The following is a 19531-nucleotide window of genomic DNA, read 5'->3' on the forward strand; positions in this document are numbered from 1 at the left end:
AAGAGTGCGTTCCTGCGGGGTAAAGAATGAATTTTGGTGCTGATTACTCAGCAACAACCTTCTGCTCTTCGGGGCGGGTGATCTTGGTGCGCATGATGGTCTCGTTAAGAGACAGCTGGCGGTCAAGTTCCTTGGCGGTTTCCGGCTTGGCGGTGAAGTTCACCACGGCGTAGATACCTTCGGACTTCTTCTTGATCTCGTAAGCCAGACGACGACGGCCCCAGATGTCAACCTTTTCGATGGTTCCACCATCGTTGGTGATGACGTTCAGGAACTTCTGAAGCGACGGCTCAACGGTACGCTCTTCGACCTCGGGGTCGATGATTACCATCAATTCGTAAGGACGCATATGTGAACCCACCTCCTTTGGGCTAAGCGGTTACGGCATTTCCGTAACAGGAGGTTCATTTGCGATTCCGCGCAGCGCCTTGCCACCAGTACGGAGGCAGGACACAGCACAGACTTCAATATCTTAGTGCATCTGGACCTGATAGGCGATTCGCGCTTGACTCAAGGCTAAGGTCCTTGCGAAAAGGAATCAGCTCGGCGCGAGCCTATGTGGAAAAAGTCCAGTCGGCCGGCTTGGAAATTTTCAGGGCGTCGCCGGCTACCGCGACCGGAGGCACATAGCCCATCCCGCCGTCGCGGCCCTATCATCTGACGTATGCGCCGCCATTTGATCGCCACTGCTGTCGTGGCAATGTTGATGAATGGCTGTACAACCCCTGCATCCCAGCCGGCTGTCACCGGGGAGGGAGCAACGTCCACTTCAGCGGCAGTTGCACCGCAGGGCAACGTATCAGTGACAGACTCGGCCGCGACAGCGCTTGACTGGGGGCCGCCCATCGCCGGAGATGAGTTTGACTACACCGGTGAACCGGACGCCACGAAGTGGTCCGTCTACGACAGCCCGGGACACGCAGGCAACGGCACCCGCAGTCCCGGGCAAGTCACCGTGGACGGTTCCCAGATGATCATTGCCGGAACAGCTGACGGTACTTCCGCCGGCATCAGCGCCAAGTTCGGCCGCCAGAAATATGGCCGCTGGGAAGTCCGGGCCGCCGGCTCGGGCGACGACGAATACCACATGGTTTCGATCCTGTGGCCGGACAGTGGTAACTGGCCCTGTGACGGCGAAGTCGACTACGCGGAGACTACGGGCGATTGGAACACAATTAACTTCTTCCATCACTACGGCTGTGCAAACCTCAAGACATCTGTATCCAAGGCCCTGGACATTACCAAGTTCCACAACTACGCAGTTGACTGGTCTCCCAGTGTCATCGTTGGCTACATCGACGGCGTGAAATGGTTTGAAGACAGAGATCCTGCACACCAGCCTCCCGGTTCGATGCACCAAACGCTCCAATTGGACTGGTTCCCGGACGGCACTTCCAACGGGCCTGGCGAGATGCGGGTGGACTGGGTCCGCGTATACGCGGCCTACCGGTAACCATTCATCTGTAAGGTACCCCTTCTACCTGGCCCCGGGATGGGACAACCCCCCAACGTACTTAACCCGGGACGCACGGATTCCCCTCCACCCCCAGCACTGCCGAAAACACCGAATTCCCCACGTAGCAGGCGATGCAAAAGGCGAGTACTCACTACCGGTGCTTACTGGACCGGCCTACCCTACGCTCAATTCTGCCGGCGGAGTTACACAGCCGGGGGCTTCGAATCCGTCTACGGGCACTGGGTGGATTGGCCCAGGCCGGAGCAGCATTCGGCTGACACCAATCAGACAGGGGAGGACTATGAGCACCAGGCGGACGAAGGCACTGCACTTCGACATTCACGGCCGCGTCACGATCAGCGTTGACGCAGCTGCCCCGGCAGCGAGGCAGCTTCAGAGCATGCTGGCATGTTTTGCCTCGGAAACAGAACGGCAAGCTGAAATCATCGTCGACGACCAGCCGGAAGCGATGCCGGATGCAGGTCACGTCGAGCACGAGCTGGCCTATACAGATAACAGCGTGCGTTTCCAGGCCGATCGGGTCCAGGTAGTAAGGGACGGCGACCACTGGCGAATTCACGGGCCCGGTGAGCTGCTGACCTCAGTGGTGCCCGTTCTCGATGCCGCAATGGTCGCGCGGGGAGCCGCCATGTTCCACGCGGCAACCATGGCGTACCGAGGCCACGCGATTGCGCTTCCCGCCGCAGGCGGGACGGGCAAGACAAGCACTGCCGCCAAGCTGATGCGCCGTGACGGTTGGTCGTTCATGGGAGACGACTGGGCATTCCTCGCTGAGGATGCCACTTTGCTCGGTTACGCAAAGCCTATGTTCATCAAGCCGCATCACCGGGAAATCTACCCGCATCTGTTCGAAGGTGCCCGCAAGCCGCTGGTCCCCTCGCAGCTCTCCGGAACGGTTGGGCGCCTGACCACAGTGGTCCATCCGTACGTCATCCGTTACCCACGGCTCGCGGATTTCTCCCGTCGTTGGTCACCAGAGCACCGCATGGTCACCCCCCAGGCTGCATTCCCGGGCCGGGAAATCACCACAAACGCTCCGCTCGCGGCTGCCATCTACATCGAACGCTACGACGGCGCACGGACCCGGGCTGTCGAAAAGACGCGCGACTGGATGGTCGACCGCATGATCGGCAACTTCCACATCGAAATGGCCGGCTTCTCACAGCGGGTCGTGACAGGCCTGGCCGCGACGTCTGTACTCCCTTGGCGGGAGCACTTTGCGTCAAAAGGGCTGGTTTTGAGCAAGGCCCTCGACGGGCGTCCCTGCCACCTGCTGCAAGTTCCGGCCGCCTACTCGGCGGACGAGGCTTCGGACGATATCGTCCGGCATCTTGAAGAGCTGCTGCCGTCGGTTCTCGACGAGCCGGCCTAGGAGGACACCGTGGGCTTCAGTACAGCAGACGTCACAGCAGTCGTTCCCGCCCGCAACGCAGAGCAGTTGCTTCCGCGTTGCCTGGAAGCGCTGCGCCAGTCCGGTGTCGCCGAGATCATTGTTGTAGACGGGTTGTCCACCGACCGCACTGTCGAAATGGCCCGTGCTGCCGGGGCCCGGGTCCTTAGTGACGAGGGGCGCGGCCTGCCGTGGGCCCGGACGCTGGGTGTCCAAAGCAGCAGTACCCATTGGGTCCTGCTCGTGGATGCCGATGTCGTCTTCGGCGCGACGGGCGTCGCGGACCTGCTCATCGAGTTTATGGAGGATGGATACGACGCCCTCCAGGCCGGCCTTGAGAGCGTTGCTGGGCCAGGCTACTGGGGGCAGGCACTTGCGCATCACCATCGCACCGGGCGCAGCCGCAACTGGTTCGGACTCGTCGCAACGCTCGTGGACCGGGACCTGATGCTGGGTTTGGGTTTCGATGACTCATTCAAATCCGGGGAGGACATCGAACTACGTTGGCGGATGCGGCAGTCCGGAATGAAGACCGGGGTGTCGCAGCGGGTCATGGTAGAACACAGGTTCGCGGCAGATGACTTTGAGTTCGCCTTGGATCAGTTCCTCATGGACGGCACAGGACTGGGGCGGATGGTCCGCAAACACGGATGGAGCGGCGCGAGATTGGCGCTCCTTCCCGCCGCAGCGGCAGTTCGGGGCACCGCGTTGAGCCTTGCCGCAGGCCAGCCCAAATGGCTGCGTTACTACATCGCCTTCTGCTGGTACAACTATGCGGGGATGGCGAGGGGTTTAGGTCGTGACGGCTGAACGGGAAATCGCTCCTTCCGAGGCTCCGCCCGTCGTAAGGCACTCTCCCCTTCGCAGCTCTATTGGCCTCGTCATAGCCAAGGGCGTACAGACCGGGACGGGCTTCGCCTTTTGGATCCTGGCCGCGCACGCGACGTTGGACCGTGAGGTTGGGCTCACCACCGCTGCAGTCTCCGCGGTGATGATCTGCACCCAGCTCGCTGTTCTGGGCACGGGATCGGCTGTGATCGTCTCTGTGGGAAGGGGGAGCCGCCGGCGCGGGTGCTCGATGCCGCCTTTGGCCTGGTTGGGGTCGCCGGCACCGTGCTGGCCCTTGCCTATCTTGTGCTGGAGACTGCTGTGTCGCCGGACGTGGCATCGCTGACCGTTCTTTTCTGGCTCGTGTTCATCATGGCCGCCGTCACGGGGACGATGTGTACCGTGCTGGACCAAGCGCTCGTGGCGCTGGGACGCGGTGGGAGCGCGACAATGAGGTACACCGTAGGCGGCCTGGTCCCACTTGGGGCGACGGCATTGGTGGCCTGGCTGGCAAACGGCGCCGGGGCCGACGTGCTGATGGCCTGTTGGACCTTGGGATCGGCCGTTTCATGCGTCATAGGTTTCGTCCAGTTGCGCAGACTGGTCGGTTACCGGCCAAGACCTTCCCTGCACCCCGCACACGGGCGTTCGTTGCTCATGCTTGGTATCCCCAACCAACTTCTTACGCTCACCGAGCGCGCCCCGGGGCTGGTGTTGCCGCTGCTTCTAGCGCACTTGGTGTCACCGGAGGTCGCTGCATACTGGTATCCGGCGTGGATGATGGCCTGGGCCGCCTACACGGCTCCGATGCTGATAGGCATCGTCCAATTCTCCGAGGGGGTCCGCGAACCGGAGCGCCTGGCTGCGACGACGTGGGCAAGTTTTCGCTGGTCGCTTGTCATCGGAATCCTCGCTGCAGCCGTACTCATCGTCTTCGCCCACCCGTTGCTCCATCTGCTCGGGGACAGGTACGCAAATGCCTCCACCGACGCCCTGCGGCTGCTGGCTGCCGGGCTGGTGGCATACGCCGTGCTTCAGGCGTACAACTCCGTATGCAGGGTCCTCGGACTCTATACGGAAGCAATCATGGTTGGCGTGGTCCTCGGAGCCGCACTCTGCATCTCGGCTTTATTGGCCGCCGGGCAGGGCTCCAGCGCCATGGCACTTGCCTGGCTGGTGGTGCTCTCCCTCGGGGCTGTCGTGGTCGGCCTCCGGCTTCTCGCTATTCTCCGCCGTCATAAAAAGGAGGCATCATGACCAGCACGCTTAAGGAGACCATCCGACCGCTGGCACGATGGAAAGCACGCGATGTCTGGTGCGCAGTGGCGGGCGCAGTTTCACTGGCGATTGCGGCCTGGGCCGCGTCGACGGTTACTTTGCCCATCAACAGTGACCTGGGGCTCATCGGAGTCCTGCCCTATCCGTTCTGGGCAGCGGTCCTGATCCTCAACATCACCTTCGTCGTGGCACTCCGGGGGGACGCAGCCGGCCCCGCACGCAGCCCCGTCATGGTGTGGCTGGTCACGGTGCAAGTGCTCGTTCTGTTCGGCACCGCAGCCTTTGTCACGGACGTACCGCGGGGTGAAGTCGCATTCCGCCATCTGGGAATCGCCGACGCCCTCTCGCAAAACACGGGGATCGACCCCAACATCGACGCGTACTTCAATTGGCCGGGCTTCTTTGGCCTCCTGGCCACTCTCCTCCGCGCCTCCGGCCTGGCCCCGGTGTCCGTTGCCCTTTGGGCGCCCGTGTTTAACGTTGCCCTGTGGCTGATGGCCGTGGCCGTCGTGACGCGGTACCTGACGAAGGATCCCCGCCGCCGCTGGCTCGTGCTGTGGCTCTTCTGCCTCGGAAACTGGCAGGACCAGGACTACCTGTCCCCCCAGGCTTTCGGGTTCTTCCTGTACCTCGTTGTCATCGCCCTGGTCCTCGGCCCGTTAGCCGCCACTGCCCCCCGCTTCGGCGGCTTCCGCCGCGCCGACTTGACGGCGTGGTGGCGCGGACGCATACCCGCCGATCCCCGTCCACGCCATCGGGTGGGCGCCCTGGCCATAACGCTCCTGCTTATTGTGGTCATTTGCGCGAGCCACCAACTGACTCCTTTCATGGTGCTCATCGCCGTTACCGCCCTGACCCTGTCCGGACGCGTCTGGTCCGGCCGGCTGGCGCTGATTGCCGGCGTCGTGCTGGTCCTTTGGCTCGCCTACCCCGCCAGCACGTACCTGTCCGGGCACCCGCCATTGGCGGACGCAGGGCTCCAGAACGCTATTGCAGCGAACGTCGTGGACCGCACAACCGGTACCGCTGGACACGTCCTCGTGGTGCAGATTCGGATGGCCCTCACCCTCCTGCTCTGGGCCTTGGCTGCCATAGGCATGGTCCGTGACTGGCGCAGGCGCCACGTGGACATCCGTGTGCTCCTCCTCGCGGTCACCCCATTGCTGCTGTTTCCCGCGCAGTCCTACGGCGGGGAGATGCTGATCCGCATCTCGCTGTTCGCGCTTCCATTCGTCGCCTTGCAGGCGTGTTCCGCCCTGCTCCCGGAAGAGGGCATGCGGATCATACGGCCTTCGGTCCGGACTTCCGGAGCACTTGTGCTCACCTTCCTCCTGCTGGCCGTGATGACGGTCACCGGACGTTTCGGCAACGCGCAGTATGACGTCTTCACCCGCAGTGAGATCGATGCCGTCAGCATGGTGGACCGTATCGCTCCGCAAGGCGCGGCCATCATCTCCGCTGCCCATCCAACTCCTTGGCGCAGCGCGGACTACCTCGGCCACAGGTACCGGACTGTCGAGGACCTGTGCCCCTCCGACTTGTCGGCCCGGACGTGCGGGCCCCTCATCTACGGCTATGCCCGGCACAATTCCGGTGGCGGTTACCTACTGCTCCTGCGCTCGTCCGCGACAAGCCTGATAGTGCAGGGTCAGACCACCACGCAGGCTTTTGATGAGCTGGAGAACTGGCTCAGCGATCAGAACGGAGTAGACCTCGTGTTCAGTAACAGCGACGCGCGCGTATACCGGGTGGGGCCATGAAACGGAGCGGAGTCAGCCGGCCAACTCTGGCGCTGGGCATTGCAGCTCCTGTGTTGTCGCTGGTTCTGCTGATCGGCCTGCCGATACCGCTCCAGGCGCTGGTGGCGGCAGCGGTTCTCGTCCTGCTCCCAGGGCAGGCAATGACCCGGCTCACGCCGGTGACCGACCTCGCACTCGCTGCGCTGCTCGTCATGGCGCTTGGACTTGCAACACTCACCGCGGTGTCCACGGCAATGTTCTACCTCACCGTTTGGTCATGGCAGGCATGCGTTGTTGCCATGGGATCCATCACCGTCTTCGCGTGCCTGGCACGCGCACGGCAGGAGGCAGCATCATGATCGAAATAGCCGGACTTGTCGCGGCCGCCATTCTGCTGGTCACCCTCGTCGCGCTCGAGGTCCGGCACGCCGGACCGAACGCGGCACAGCCGCTCCATCCGACAATTCTCGGCTCAACCGTGAACATGAGGATCGTTGTCGCCGTCATGTGGGTGTTGTTCCTGGCCCTCCTGTTTCCCCGCGTGCTGGGACTGCTCACGTGAGCCGTGGCGCGCGATGGTTACTCGTCAGCGACCTCCACTTGGACGGGTCGGATGACGATCCCCGGCACGCCGGCAGAATGCTGGCCAGCTTCCTGCGGCGCACCGTCCTCGCCGATTTCCGCCCGCAACAGCACATTGTTTTCCTTGGCGACACGTTCGAGCTTGCTGACCTGACCGAAGCCGAGAGCCTTGCGCGGCTCGAGTCCATTCTTGCCAGCCACCCGGACACCTTGCGTGCCCTGCAAGCATGCTCGGCAGCTGGCGCTGAGCTGCACTTCGTATGCGGCAACCATGACGTGGAACTGGCGCGCCCCTCGGTGGCCGCCCGCCTGTCCGAGTTGTTGTCAGCGGCTGATCCCACTCTGGTTCAGGTGCACCCGTGGCTTCTCTACGTCCCCAGCGTGCTCTTGGCCGAGCACGGGCATCTGCACCACGCGCTGCACCGGATTCCGGAGGTGCTCCGCACCGCGATAAACGGCACGGACGAACTGGAGCTTCCCCGCTGGCCGCCTTGCACGCACACCCAACAAGCTCGCGGCTAAGCCGCGCCGGAGTCGTTGCCCGGGCCTGCCTGGCGTCCGAGCGGGCCGAACGCCGTGCCCGTAAGCCTGCCTATGACGAGCTGCTGCAAACGGAGTCGCGGCGGCTCACGCTTGACGGGACCGCCGTGCGCGAACTGGCTCGACTGTCCCGTTTCCGGACAGTCTCAGCGCTCCCACGTGCCGCCACCCGCCTAGTGCTGGCGTCCACCGGACGCAACGTCAATGGCGGGCAACCCCCTGCTGCAGCAGGCAAGGTGGCCGGAATCCTCGAGACCCACCGGTCCCCGGTGGCCTGGTATATCTCAGCGCATACGCACCGTGCCATCGAAGCATCGCTTGAGGCTTCTCCAACCCGCTACATCAACACTGGCACCTGGTCCTCGGACGTCCGCGGTCAGGGGCCCGACCAAGCGGACCGCCAGGCCTTCCCCTATGCCTTTATCGAAGTCGACGACGCCGGTGCCATCAATGGTGGTCTGCGTTACTGGCACCCGCTGGCCGGCTAGGACACTTCGCCGTATCCCCGAACACGCAGACCGGACCCGAAGGCTGCAGTCCAGCCTGCTCTTGCCAAGCACCGGCACAGGCTCGAACCGCCTACCCCCTTCCGATGGAACAGCGGACGGCTGCCCACGAAACAGGGGCTTGGGTCCGGTGTTAACCGTGCCCAAGCCCTTGCGACTGAGGGTCCTACTTGGCTTGGCGAGTCGCCGTCACTGGACTTCCCGCCACGGTGCGCCCTGGAGGGTAAGCTCACTTAGCTGGCTTGGAGTTCCGTGGGCCATCCGGCGTCCACGGATATAGCCGGCGGAAGTGAAGGCCAGCACTGCGATGACAGACCCTGCACGGCCAAGACCTTGAGGGTTGGTGCCGCGGCTCCAGTCCCGGATTCCGGAAAACACCGCTCGAGGCAGAGTGCTGCGGACGTAGCGCCGTTCAGGGCCGAGGGCACGTTTATGTCCAACGATATGGCTGACCTGGGCTTTGGAAATTCCCTCGGACCAAGACCTAGACAGCATATAGCGAACGGTGGCCCTTTCCGCCGGCACATGATGCCGGACCAGAGCGGCCGGTTCGTAGACGATGCGGGATCCAGGTGCGCCCATCGTGGATCGGATACAAATTTCCGTTTCCTCGCAGCCCAATGGCAGCGTGCCCTTCCGTCCGAGGGCTTGGTTAAAGCCTCCCACTTGTCGCAGGACCTCGAGCCGGAACGACATGTTGGCTCCGATGACATTTCGGACTTCGGAGGCCACACGAGGCAATCCGCGGTGACTGCAACCAACAATCCAGTCCAACTCCTCCGCGAAGTAGCCCGGCCGGCCGGATTCCCACAACGGAACTACCTTCCCTCCCACAGCAAGGACGTCCGGGTCGTCGTACAACGCGACCAAGCGTTCGAGCCAATCCGGGGCCGCTTCGGCGTCGTCGTCAAGGAAGGCGACGATGTCGGACTCGGCCAGCCCAACACCGGTGTTCCGGGCACCGGACAGGCCTGGCAGTCCGGTGCTCTCGACGATAGTGACGTCGTCGACGATTTCTACGAGCCTTTCGTGCAGGTCTTGGTTATGGTCGATGACTACCAGCACCTGGTCGGGCGCCATGGTCTGGTGGCGAACTGATTCGATCACGTCCAGCAGCGTGCCCCACCGTTCCGTCGTGTAGGCGCAGATGACCACTGTGACCGACAAGGGTTTCATGCGATCAAGCATGCTGGCTCACCGCCGGCGTAAGAACGGTATGCGGATCAACGGGCAGCCGCGGGAAACGGACGTTGGAGTAGGTGTATTTCACCCGGCGGAGGGCTTCCGGTCGGGCTCCTGCCGTCGGAGCTTCCCACACCGTGCACTCCCTTGCCAGCGTGTGCAGCACTCGCCAACCGTCCCGGAATGTCTGAAGGTTGGATGCTCCGGAAATCCGGTCCAACTCCAAGCTGGGGACCTCGGCAATCCGCAACCCCGCCTTGGCCGCCCTGACGATGAGTTCTGTCTCGATTTCGAAACCGTCGGACTCCAACTCCAGTACCTCAAGGCACTCCCGCCGGAAGGCGATGTATCCGTAGCAGAGATCTGAGTAGTTGCTGTGAAGGACAGCATTCGCCAACCCTGTGAGGGCCCTGTTGCCTGCCTTCCGCAGTCGGGTCAGGTCCTCGGACCCGCCGCCGGTGACATGCCGGGAGCCCTTCACAAAATCAAAGTCATGCTGGAGGGGCGCAACGAACCATCCGATCTCGCGGGGGTCCATGCTTCCGTCCGCGTCCAACATTACGATGATGTCCCCGGAGGCTGCTGAGAAACCGGATCGGAGGGCTACGCCTTTCCCTTTTCGGGTTTCATTAACGATCACAACGCCGGCTCGCAGTGCTTTTGCCACTTCGACGGTGTTGTCCTGCGAGCGGCCGTCAACAATTATCACCTCGTCAACATAAGACGGCATCCGTCGCAGAACCCAGGGTATGTTTTTTTCCTCATTCAACGTCGGAATGACTACGCTGATTGATGCTTGCGGAGATAAAGGTCCCGGCTCGGAAAAAGAGCTGGAAGTTGGGGCGAAATCGACAATTGCCTCACCACTTCATGACAGTTCGGATTCTTGACAATGCCGCCGGCCGTTGTGGCGGCGACACCAACGCTCAATCCGGTCATGGTCTGGTCGCTGACCCCCAGCAACCCATCGCCAATCCTCTGGCCGTATCCGGAAGACTATCTCCTACCTAATGCAGGTATCACGAGTAGTGGGTACTCAGTTTTTACCCAGCGTTCACCCCCTGTTAGGCAAGTAAAGGGCTCCGGGATTGCGGCCTGCGTTAGGTATAGGGGATTTCCGGTGCCCCCGACACGGCCGGGCTGGGGAATGGCCCTTGCGCAGCGGGGCGCGTATGACGAAGCCATCCCCATGTGACCAGGCATGGGCTGTCGACGGCACACTAACTGCTGTCGGTGGGAGTAGATCGATGCCCCACGCATCCGGCGCCATCAGGGTATACCCGCGCGACGCCGGTCCGCGCCTGTGATTCGGTGCCTTTGATGTATTTACCGCGGAGACCGTCAGGCCGCAATCTTGAGCAAAAGCAGCATAAATCTTGATGAAATACAGTGGAAATTAGATGGCCCTCTGGTTGGTTTAGGCGCTATATTCGCGTGTAATAGCCAACGCATTGGGGTGTGTGGCATACTTCGTGCGAGCAGTACAAAATACGGTCTCCTTCTTCGATGATTGGGGACACCATGCCGCTCGTGGGCAGGGACAAGGAAATCAAGCGAATCCTTTCCTCGATCCGTGGTCCCAAAGAATCAGCTTTGGCCGTTGTCGGCAGCCGTGGTACGGGAAAATCAGCCCTTCTGTCTGAAATTCCTGCTATATCCGATTACCGGACTGTCTTCTTTGCGGCCGGCCCGGCAGAATCGGACTGGCAGCTGTCCGGATTGACCTCACTGCTGAATGGGCTTGACGATCCCGTCCTGCACCGGATTGCGGATAAGTTCCATCAGGACACCACCGGGGCCCTAACTCTCCTGTCTCTTTCCAACCAGTTGCTCTACGGCCTGCATCAGCGTTCTTCGGCGCGGACCGTAGTCGTGATTGATGACGCAGATCAGCTGGACCTCAGCAGCCAAACAGTGATCGGCTTCCTGGCCCGCCGATTGACCGGGACTGATGTCGTCATGTTCGTCGGGGCCCGGGAGGACCAACAGGAAAGCCCCTTCAGGGGCCTTCCTGCCCTCCACCTGCCTGCGTTGAGCTTCGGCGACACCGTGCGGATGCTGGAGAGTCTCCCAACCAAACGGACCATGACTGCGGCCGCCCACGCCGTTGCCGCTGCCGCAGACGGCAACGCCCTGGCGGCCGTCAAAATTTACCTCAAGCAGATGGAACGGCACCTTGAAGCCAGGGAGGCATTGCCGGTGCCGTTGACGGCCACCATCAACAATTTTGACTCACTGTATGCGTCCGCAGTGGCCCCCCTGTCCCCTTCCGCGCGTACGGTCCTGGACCTGCTGGCACTCTCCTTCCGCAGCCACATTTCGACCCTTGAGACCCTCCCATGTGATGTCCGGACGAGTCTCGACGAACTGTTGGCTGCTGGCTTTGTGAAGCAGTCAGGACCACACGTGGGAATCGGTGATCAACTCCTGCGCGGGTACATCTACAAGGCAATGCCGCCGGCGGTCCGCACCGCCGGCCACCGGGCCCTCGCAGAAGCAGCGTTGGACACGGATCCAAGTGCTGTCACCTGGCACATCAGCTTCGCCGAGCCGGACCGTCAAACTCCGAACCGACTTCTCCGTCATGCGACTGGCCTTGTTCGGAGCGGTCAGCTCTCCTTCGCCGTGGAGTGCATCGAAAGGGCCCTGGCCATCAACCGATGGGAGAGCGCGGAAACGGCGGCGAGTCTGACCCGCCTCGCCGAATTGCTGTTCAACCGCGGTGAACTGGTATACGCGCTGCGTTACCTGGAATGGGCGCAGGGCCTGACGCACGACTCCGCGTTGATTCTGCGGTTGACCGGCCTGTCCTACAAAATCCAGTTCGTCCAGGGCACTGCCGTTCGCAGCGGCATGGTGGAACGTCTGGTGAAGGAGCTTGGCCATCACGATCCGGCGTATTCAGCGGCCCTCCTGGCCGTCGGCGCCCTCTATTATGCCGAGCGGTGGGAACTGAAAGATGCCGCTCGGCTTCTCCTCCACGGCAGCGCTTTCCGCAGTTACGCGTCGGCGCAGGGCCGGGCCATAGCCGACCACGCCAACCTGCTGGCCGAATGCATCAGCGGTGATGGGACAAACCTCGGACGGAGGGACCAGCAGGCCGGCAGCGCCGCCAGGGCAGAAGGCCTATTGGTGCGGGGCCGCGCCCTCACCTATGCGGAGCACTACGGAAACGCCCGGGACGCCTTCGCAATGCTTCAAAGCTCCACCGGACACGACCACGTTATCTGGCGGCAAACCTCAGCGCTCATGGCAGTCGACAATGAGATCCGTGCAGGAAACGTAGGAACAGCAGTGAAGCTTATCGACGATCTTGAGCTCCGCGAGCCTGACTTGCGCTACCATCGCGGAACGCGGCACCTGCTCCGCGTCTGGCGTGCCTACTCGCTGGGCGACGACGCACTGGCGCGGGCCCACGCCGCCGAAGCCCAACGCTGCCTTCAATCGGGAAACCATATTGCTCACACGGCCCAACTGGCGGCCATTCAAGGCCAATTCGCACTCTTGCGCGGTGATCTGACAGAGTCGATTGCCCAGTTGTCCAGGGCCGCCGAGATCGGCATGGGCTTGGGCAATCCCTGCCTGCTGCGCTGTGAGGCTGATCTGGTGGAGGTCCTGGTACGACTTGGGCGCCACCACGAGGCCAGCCAGGCCTTTAGGCGCCTCGGTAACCGCTCCGAGGGGTTACGCTCGCCGTGGCTGCTTACGGTCATTGCGCGAAGTCGCGCCATGCTTGCGGATGGCGAGCAGGCCCTGCTGTTCTTCAGCAAGGCGCTTGAGGACAGGAACGGGAACAGGCTAGAGCGGGGCAGGACCTTGATGTGCTACGCCGAACGGCTGCATGCTTTCGGCCGGTTGCGCGATGCCCGGGAAGCCCTGACTCGGGCCAAGGTGATGTTTGACGAGGCAGGTGCGGACGCGTGGACCCAGCGCGTGGATGCCCTCCTGCTGGACGGACGAGCGGAGGCTGCCGTCCCGCAGGACAATCCGTGGATGCTGCTGCTCGCAGATCATGAACGCGCTCTGGCAATGATGGTGGCCCGTGGCATGCGCAACAAGGAAATAGCCGCCACGCTGTATGTTTCCGTCCGTACGGTCGAGGTGCGCCTCACCGCCATCTATCGCAAGCTTGGTGTTGAATCCCGGGCGCAGCTGACTGCCCTCGCCACCGGGAAGGGAAGCCCGGACCTGGAGCCGTATGTCCTGCCCGTCTTGTAACTTCGCGACTATCCGCAGTACCCGCATATTCGGCGCTTCGAAACCACAAGACCCCGGCGACCGGTCGGTGATTACAGTGCCTGCGAAATAGCATGGAGCACGGTCAAAGGACGTTAAGCGACGCCGGAAAGGGATCACGTGGCCGAGACACTCAAAATGCGCCAGCACCAGGCTGAAGTCAGTCCGATCACGTGAGCGAGCTAATCCTCATCAGCACCGGTGGCCTGGCGCGTGAAGTTCTGGCAATGGTTCGCAGCAGCGGCCAGTATGACGTGGTTGGCCTGCTCGACGACGATATGGAGATGGCCGGCGTCACCGTCGACGGCGCCCCTGTCCTCGGAGGAGTTGACGACGCGCCGCAGTACAGGCATGCCTTCTTCCTGGTTTGCGTCACATCCAGCAGGGACCGTGAAGCAGTGGTGTCACGCCTTGCATCACTCGGGATCGGCGAGTCAAGATTTGCCACCGCCGTAGACCCTTCAGTCCAGTACCCGGAAGGTTGCCGAATCGGCCGCGGAAGCATCCTGCTGCGCAACGTCACGTTCACTACGGCCGTCAGTTTGGGTTCGCACGTGGTAGTCATGCCATCCGTGACGTTCTCCTACGACGACGACGTTTCCGACTTTGCCACAATCGCCGCCGGCGTTTCATTGGGGGGTGGTGTCAGGATAGGCAGGGGCGCCCACCTTGGATTGAATTCGAGCGTTAGGGAAAGAACGTCGGTAGGAGACTACGCGACGATCGGCATGGGCGCGGCGGTCCTCAGCAGCGTTCCCGACGGTGAAACGTGGGTCGGCGTGCCCGCCCATGAGATCGAGCACGGGCAGTACAAATACGGGAGAGGCCTCTAGCAGCTAGGCCGCAGTCCGGAAGAACAGCTCCGAGACGGCGGCGAGGCGGAGGGGATCCTCCACTCCGCACAGCTCCCGTGCGGAATGCATGGACAGCAACGGCACGCCCACGTCCACGGTCCGGATGCCCAGCCTTGTGGCGGTGAGGGGTCCGATGGTGGAACCGCAGGGCACCACGTTGTTGGAGACGAATTCCTGGTACGGCACGCCCGCTTCGCCGCAAAGCCTGGCCCAGAAGGCCGCGCCAAACGCATCCGTGGCGTAGCGCTGGTTGGCGTTGATCTTCAGGAGCGGTCCCCCGTTGAGCACGGGGTGGTTGGCGGGGTCGTGCCGCTCGGCGTAGTTGGGGTGGACCGCGTGCCCGGCGTCGGCTGACAGGCAGAACGACGCCGCGAGCGCCTGCCGCCGTTGGCTCACCGTCGCACCCAGGCCGTCGGAGATGCGCACCAGCACGTCTTCAAGGATGGGTCCGCAGGCACCGGAGCGGGAGTTGGAGCCGATTTCCTCGTGGTCGAACGCTGCGAGCACGGCAATGGGCCCCCCGGCCGTGCCGGAGGCGGCATGCGCGGCCAAGGCAGCCAGCCCGGCGTGCGTGGCCGAAAGGTTGTCCAGCCGCCCGGATGCGAAGAACTCCCCCTTGCTCCCGAAAACCGCAGGCGCCTGCGTGTCCGCAATGACGACGTCGTACCCGCCAATGCCGGCCGGATCAATGGAGGCGCCGTCAGCGGACGCGGCGAGGACGCTCAACAGGTCCGCATCGGTGGGGTTTCCCAGCCCCCACACCGGGTTCATATGGCGCTGTTTGTCCAGGGTAAGCCCGTCATTCACGGCACGGTCCAAGTGGATGGCCAGCTGCGGGAAGCGGAGCAGCGGTCCGGTGGCGGCCAGTTGTTGCGTGCCGTCGAGCATCACCAGCCGGCCGGCGAGCCGGAGCTTCCCGGTCCAGCCAGGAGTTGAGCAGCGGCCCGCCGTAGATTTCCACTCCGGCCTGCAGCCAGCCATGGGCACCGGTGGTGGGCTTTGGCTTGAGTTTGAAGGACGGCGAGTCGGTGTGCGCGCCAAGGATATTGAAGCCGGTGGCGGGTCCGGCCCCTTCGGGAACCACCCAGGCGATCAGGGCGCCGTCGCGGATCATGAAGAAGGAGCCGGGCCCGCCTTCCCACGGCTGCAGCTCGTCCAGGCGGAGGAAGCCGGCTTCCTCCAGCCGCCGGCCGCCCTCGTGGGCGGCATGGAAGCTCGACGGCGATGCGCTGACAAAGGCGCCAAGGTCCTGGATGTGGTCTGCGGCAGAGGAAGTCAAAGGCATGGTCCCGAGTCTAGTGCGGCCTACTCCACCGGTGCGGCGGCCTCGGTTGCCCTTGCCGGTTCTGCTGCCGTGGCCGCGTCCTTGCGACGGTAGCGCAGCACGCCCACGGCAACCACCACCACCGCCAACGCGATGGAGAGCAGCAGTGATTCGCGGGTTGATTCCACGATCACCATGCCGATAAGCAGGGCCACGATGCTGACGATTGCTGCCCAGGTGAGGTAGGGGAACAGCCACATCTTCAACTGGAGGTCCTGGGCGGCGGCACCCATCCGGCGGCGGAGAATCAGCTGCGACACGGAGATGACCAGCCAGACGAAGAGGGCGATGGCACCGGAGGTGTTGACCAGGAACAGGAACACGGTGTCCGGTGCGATGTAGTTCAGGCCCACGGTGATGAAGCCGACCACCGTGGAAGCGAGCACGGCGGCGGCGGGGACGCCGCGCCGGGAAATCCGCGTCCATGAGCGTGGGGCGTCCCCGCGGGTGGAGAGCGAGAACAGCATGCGGCTTGCGGTGTACAGCCCTGAGTTGAGGCAGGACAGGACGGAGGTCAGGACCACCACGTCCATGATGGTGCCGGCACCGGGTATGCCGAACAGTTCGATGACCGCGACGTAGGGGCTCTTGGCGACGGAGGCCGAGTTCCAGGGCAGCAGGGTGACCACCACGGCGATGGAGCCGATGTAGAACACCAGGATGCGCCAGACGGTGGACTTCACGGCCTTCTTGACGGCATCCACGGGGTTTTCGGATTCGCCGGCGGCGATGGTGGCGATCTCGGCGCCGAAGAAGGAGAAGACCACCACGAGGATGCCGGCCAGGACTGCGCCGGGACCGTTGGGCATGAATCCGCCGTTGTTGAGCAGGTTGCTCAGTCCGGGGGCCGGAACGCCGGGGACCAGGCCCAGGATGGCGGCGGCGCCGAAGACCAGGAAGAGGACGATGGCGGCCACCTTGATGGAGGCAAACCAGAACTCGAACTCGCCGTAGGACTTCACCGAGCCGAGGTTGGTCAGGGTCAGCAGGATCATCAGGGCCAGGGCCCAGACCCACTGGTCGATGCCGGGCACCCAGCGGTGCATGATCGCGGCGCCGGCCGTGGCCTCGATGCCCAGGACGATGATCCAGAACCAGGCGTAGAGCCAGCCGATGCTGAACCCTGCCCAGCGGCCCAAGGCCTTGTCCGCATAGGTCGAGAAAGAGCCCGTTTCCGGGTTGGCGGCGGCCATCTCACCCAGCATGCGCATCACCAGGATGACCACGAGGCCGGCGGCTGCGTACGCGACAAGGATGCCCGGGCCGGCCTGCTGGATCGCGGCCCCCGAGCCGACGAAGAGCCCTGCACCGATCACGCCGGCAATGGCGATCATGGACAGGTGCCTGGGTTTCAGGGACTTTGAGAGTTGCTGGTCAGCATGCATGGAAGTGCCGTCCTGTTGGGAAATTGCAGAGGTTGTGCGACGTTCGTTGGTGTACCCCGGCGGACCGTGTGGTGCACCACATCGTCGTTTCACCCTAGGTCCGCCATTATGCGCCTTGCTTTGTGCACTCCAACAGATCTGGTTGCGCCCAACAGGACGGCACTCCAAGCAGGAACCATGGCAGGCAAATAATGTTTCCCGCCAGGCACTTTTGTAATGTGCCGGAAACCACGCGCCGGCCACCCCCAGGTGGCCGGCGCAGGATATCCCGCCTAGACGTCCCGGCGCTTCAGCAGGACGGCTGCGACCAGCACGGGGATCACCACCCAGGCGCCCAGGACCAGGGCCGCCTGCCATGTTTCGAGGGTGTCCGGCACGTGCTGGGCGGCCGTCAGGGGCTCAACCGTGTTGCCGGGCAGGTACTTCCTGGCCTCCTTGAAGAAGTCCCCTGGAATGAGCTGGAAAGCGATGGGCGCCACGAAGAAGATGCCCACCAGGCTCATGATGCCGCCGGCCGAGTTCCGGAGCAGCGTGCCCAGGGCCATGCCGATCGCGGCTACGGCTGCCACGTAGATGCTGTTGACCAGGAGCAGTTTCACGGATTCGGAACTTGCCAGGTCCAGCTTCAGTCCGTAGTTGTCCAGGATGGGAACCGCCACCAGTCCGGCCACCCAGGTGGAGAGGGCCGTGACCGCGAAGGAGACCACCATGACCACCACCAGTTTGGCAGTGAACGCGGGCAGCCTCTTGGGCACCGCCGCGAACGTGGACCGCGCCATGCCGGTGGTGAATTCCGAGCTCATCAAGAGCACGCCCAGGGACCCAAGGATCAGCTGGGCGAAGGCGATCCCCGAGGTGGGCACGCTGATGGCGAGGTCCCCGCCTTGGGAGGCCGCCCGCACGGCCGCCTGCGGATCCCGCGATGCCGCGTTGGCGAACTGGCCGGTGCCCCATGCGGACAGCGCACCGAAGCCCACCATCACAACCGCCGTGGCGGCGAGCAGGATCAGCGTTGAGAGCAGGCTCCGGAACTTGATGAGTTCCGAGTTGAGCACCCGAAAGAACGTGGGGCCCGGCAGGGACCCTCCGTGGCCGTGGCTGTGGCCTGCGGGCGATGATGCCGGTTCGGGCGAAGCCGTTGATTCTGTGGTCATGGCGCTCATTATTTGCTTACCTCCGCAGCGGGCAGGGAGTGGTATTCGACGTCGTCCTTGGTCAGTTCCATGTACGCTTCCTCGAGGCTGGCCGTCAGGGGAGTGAGTTCATAGACCATGACCTGGTTTTCCAGGGCTGCCGCAGCGATCGCCCGTGGTTCGAGGCCGGTCACTTCGAGCAGCTCCCGTTCCGCGACCTCGATTGAGGCGCCGCGGCCGGCCAGCAGCTGCTGCAGCCGGTCCGGCTGGTCGGTGCGGACTCGGACGCGTGCCTGGCCCTTGCCGGTGATGATGTCGCGGATGGGAGCATCGGCGATCACCCGGCCGCGGCCGATGACGATGAGGTGGTCGGCGGTCTGGGCCATCTCGCTCATGAGGTGGCTGGAGAGGAACACCGTCCGTCCCTGCCCGGCGAGGTATCGGACCAGGTTTCGCACCCAGACCACGCCTTCCGGGTCCAGCCCGTTGACGGGTTCGTCGAGGATCAGGGTCTGCGGGTCACCGAGCAACGCCGCAGCGATGCCCAGCCGCTGGCCCATGCCCAGCGAGAAGCCGCCGGCTTTCTTTCGCGCCACCGCGTCAAGGCCGGTCATCTCGATCACTTCGTGCACCCGGGATTTGGGAATCCCGTGCGTCGCTGCCATGGCCAGCAGGTGGTTGTAGGCGCTGCGGCTGGTGTGGACCGCTTTCGCGTCCAGCAGGGCACCCACCTGGCGCAACGGAGCCGTGTGCTTGACGTAGGGGAGGCCGTTCACGGTGACTGAGCCCGACGTCGGCCGGTCCAGTCCCATGATCATTCGCATCGTGGTGGACTTTCCTGCCCCGTTGGGGCCCAGGAATCCTGTGACTTGCCCTGCCCTGACGGTGAAGCTGACGCCGGCTACGGCGGTCTTAGCCCCGTAGACCTTTGTCAGCCCGTTTGCCTCGATCATGAATATTCCTTTTGACGGCAGCGCGCGGCTGCGGATGGCGTTCTGTGGGAGTTCACTCCCTACGCTAACGGGGCCATCACCGCTTTTCGCCGTACTCAGGGATGATTCAGGGGAGAATCAGGGT

General features: G+C 63.4%; 17 protein-coding genes and 1 pseudogene. 11 read left to right on the forward strand and 7 right to left on the reverse strand.

What is annotated here, in order from left to right; all coding sequences use genetic code 11:
• Nucleotides 1–43 precede the first annotated feature (43 nt).
• A complete protein-coding gene (gene rpsF, locus ACX5I6_RS04485) occupies nt 44–349 on the reverse strand; it encodes a 30S ribosomal protein S6 (RefSeq protein ID WP_013602900.1) in 306 nt (101 codons plus the stop codon).
• A gap of 453 nt (nt 350–802) precedes the next feature.
• Between rpsF and ACX5I6_RS04490 the strand changes: the two genes are divergently transcribed.
• The 9 genes from ACX5I6_RS04490 (at nt 803) to ACX5I6_RS04530 (ending at nt 8322) form a co-directional block, all read left to right on the forward strand.
• Nucleotides 803–1453, forward strand: coding sequence for a glycoside hydrolase family 16 protein (locus tag ACX5I6_RS04490; protein ID WP_461839621.1), 651 nt, complete (start codon nt 803–805; stop codon nt 1451–1453).
• Between the two features lie 304 nt (nt 1454–1757).
• Complete coding sequence (locus tag ACX5I6_RS04495) at nt 1758–2849, forward strand: hypothetical protein (protein WP_461839622.1); 1092 nt, start codon at nt 1758–1760, stop codon at nt 2847–2849.
• A gap of 9 nt (nt 2850–2858) precedes the next feature.
• On the forward strand, nt 2859–3677 hold the full coding sequence (locus ACX5I6_RS04500; RefSeq protein ID WP_461839623.1) for a glycosyltransferase: 819 nt from the start codon (nt 2859–2861) through the stop codon (nt 3675–3677).
• Between the two features lie 261 nt (nt 3678–3938).
• A complete protein-coding gene (locus ACX5I6_RS04505; protein WP_461839624.1) occupies nt 3939–4952 on the forward strand; it encodes an MATE family efflux transporter in 1014 nt (337 codons plus the stop codon).
• Entirely contained in the window at nt 4949–6733 is a 1785-nt protein-coding gene (locus tag ACX5I6_RS04510) for a glycosyltransferase (RefSeq protein ID WP_461839625.1), read from the forward strand. The genes ACX5I6_RS04505 and ACX5I6_RS04510 overlap by 4 nt, the downstream gene beginning before the upstream one ends.
• Nucleotides 6730–7071 (forward strand): hypothetical protein, encoded by a 342-nt coding sequence (locus tag ACX5I6_RS04515; protein WP_461839626.1) that lies wholly within the window; start codon nt 6730–6732, stop codon nt 7069–7071. Before ACX5I6_RS04510 ends, ACX5I6_RS04515 begins: the two co-directional genes overlap by 4 nt.
• The gene (locus ACX5I6_RS04520) at nt 7068–7274 is read left to right on the forward strand and encodes a hypothetical protein (protein WP_461839627.1); all 207 of its coding nucleotides are present in this window, start codon (nt 7068–7070) and stop codon (nt 7272–7274) included. Before ACX5I6_RS04515 ends, ACX5I6_RS04520 begins: the two co-directional genes overlap by 4 nt.
• Nucleotides 7275–7351: 77 nt before the next feature.
• Nucleotides 7352–7816: a hypothetical protein gene (locus ACX5I6_RS04525; RefSeq protein ID WP_461839628.1), complete on the forward strand. Its 465-nt coding sequence runs from the start codon at nt 7352–7354 to the stop codon at nt 7814–7816.
• A complete protein-coding gene (locus ACX5I6_RS04530; RefSeq protein WP_461839629.1) occupies nt 7786–8322 on the forward strand; it encodes a hypothetical protein in 537 nt (178 codons plus the stop codon). Before ACX5I6_RS04525 ends, ACX5I6_RS04530 begins: the two co-directional genes overlap by 31 nt.
• A 207-nt stretch (nt 8323–8529) precedes the next feature.
• Here the strand turns inward: ACX5I6_RS04530 and ACX5I6_RS04535 are convergent, their stop codons facing one another.
• Both ACX5I6_RS04535 and ACX5I6_RS04540 read right to left on the reverse strand, forming a co-directional pair.
• Nucleotides 8530–9516, reverse strand: a complete 987-nt coding sequence (locus tag ACX5I6_RS04535; protein WP_461839630.1) for a glycosyltransferase family 2 protein — start codon at nt 9514–9516, stop codon at nt 8530–8532.
• Nucleotides 9517–9520: 4 nt separating this feature from the next.
• The gene (locus ACX5I6_RS04540) at nt 9521–10252 is read right to left on the reverse strand and encodes a glycosyltransferase family 2 protein (RefSeq protein WP_461839631.1); all 732 of its coding nucleotides are present in this window, start codon (nt 10250–10252) and stop codon (nt 9521–9523) included.
• Nucleotides 10253–11043: 791 nt separating this feature from the next.
• On the opposite strand from ACX5I6_RS04540, the gene ACX5I6_RS04545 reads away from it, so the two are divergent.
• On the forward strand, nt 11044–13740 hold the full coding sequence (locus ACX5I6_RS04545; protein WP_461841673.1) for a helix-turn-helix transcriptional regulator: 2697 nt from the start codon (nt 11044–11046) through the stop codon (nt 13738–13740).
• A gap of 191 nt (nt 13741–13931) precedes the next feature.
• The gene (locus ACX5I6_RS04550; protein ID WP_461839632.1) at nt 13932–14591 is read left to right on the forward strand and encodes a NeuD/PglB/VioB family sugar acetyltransferase; all 660 of its coding nucleotides are present in this window, start codon (nt 13932–13934) and stop codon (nt 14589–14591) included.
• 3 nt (nt 14592–14594) lie between these two features.
• Here ACX5I6_RS04550 and ACX5I6_RS04555 read toward each other — a convergent pair.
• From ACX5I6_RS04555 to ACX5I6_RS04570, 4 genes and pseudogenes are all read right to left on the reverse strand, one after another.
• Nucleotides 14595–15897 (reverse strand): annotated as a pseudogene (locus ACX5I6_RS04555) (M18 family aminopeptidase).
• Nucleotides 15898–15917: 20 nt separating this feature from the next.
• Nucleotides 15918–17321 carry an amino acid permease gene (locus ACX5I6_RS04560; RefSeq protein WP_461839633.1) on the reverse strand — a complete coding sequence of 468 codons (1404 nt, stop codon included), beginning with the start codon at nt 17319–17321 and terminating at the stop codon, nt 15918–15920.
• A 272-nt stretch (nt 17322–17593) separates the two neighbouring features.
• A complete protein-coding gene (locus ACX5I6_RS04565) occupies nt 17594–18484 on the reverse strand; it encodes an ABC transporter permease (RefSeq protein WP_461839634.1) in 891 nt (296 codons plus the stop codon).
• Nucleotides 18484–19407, reverse strand: a complete 924-nt coding sequence (locus ACX5I6_RS04570) for an ABC transporter ATP-binding protein (protein ID WP_461839635.1) — start codon at nt 19405–19407, stop codon at nt 18484–18486. Before ACX5I6_RS04570 ends, ACX5I6_RS04565 begins: the two co-directional genes overlap by 1 nt.
• Between the last annotated feature and the right edge of the window lie 124 nt (nt 19408–19531).

Source organism: Arthrobacter sp. MMS24-T111 (assembly GCF_054888995.1).

Coding starts and splice junctions, on each gene's coding strand:
- ACX5I6_RS04565 (WP_461839634.1), bottom strand. CDS start 18,484: ATGAGCGCCATGACCACAGAATCAACGGCTTCGCCCGAACCGGCATCA.
- ACX5I6_RS04535 (WP_461839630.1), bottom strand. CDS start 9,516: ATGAAACCCTTGTCGGTCACAGTGGTCATCTGCGCCTACACGACGGAA.
- ACX5I6_RS04510 (WP_461839625.1), top strand. CDS start 4,949: ATGACCAGCACGCTTAAGGAGACCATCCGACCGCTGGCACGATGGAAA.
- ACX5I6_RS04570 (WP_461839635.1), bottom strand. CDS start 19,407: ATGATCGAGGCAAACGGGCTGACAAAGGTCTACGGGGCTAAGACCGCC.
- rpsF (WP_013602900.1), bottom strand. CDS start 349: ATGCGTCCTTACGAATTGATGGTAATCATCGACCCCGAGGTCGAAGAG.
- ACX5I6_RS04515 (WP_461839626.1), top strand. CDS start 6,730: ATGAAACGGAGCGGAGTCAGCCGGCCAACTCTGGCGCTGGGCATTGCA.
- ACX5I6_RS04520 (WP_461839627.1), top strand. CDS start 7,068: ATGATCGAAATAGCCGGACTTGTCGCGGCCGCCATTCTGCTGGTCACC.
- ACX5I6_RS04525 (WP_461839628.1), top strand. CDS start 7,352: ATGCTGGCCAGCTTCCTGCGGCGCACCGTCCTCGCCGATTTCCGCCCG.
- ACX5I6_RS04545 (WP_461841673.1), top strand. CDS start 11,044: ATGCCGCTCGTGGGCAGGGACAAGGAAATCAAGCGAATCCTTTCCTCG.
- ACX5I6_RS04560 (WP_461839633.1), bottom strand. CDS start 17,321: ATGCATGCTGACCAGCAACTCTCAAAGTCCCTGAAACCCAGGCACCTG.
- ACX5I6_RS04540 (WP_461839631.1), bottom strand. CDS start 10,252: ATGCCGTCTTATGTTGACGAGGTGATAATTGTTGACGGCCGCTCGCAG.
- ACX5I6_RS04495 (WP_461839622.1), top strand. CDS start 1,758: ATGAGCACCAGGCGGACGAAGGCACTGCACTTCGACATTCACGGCCGC.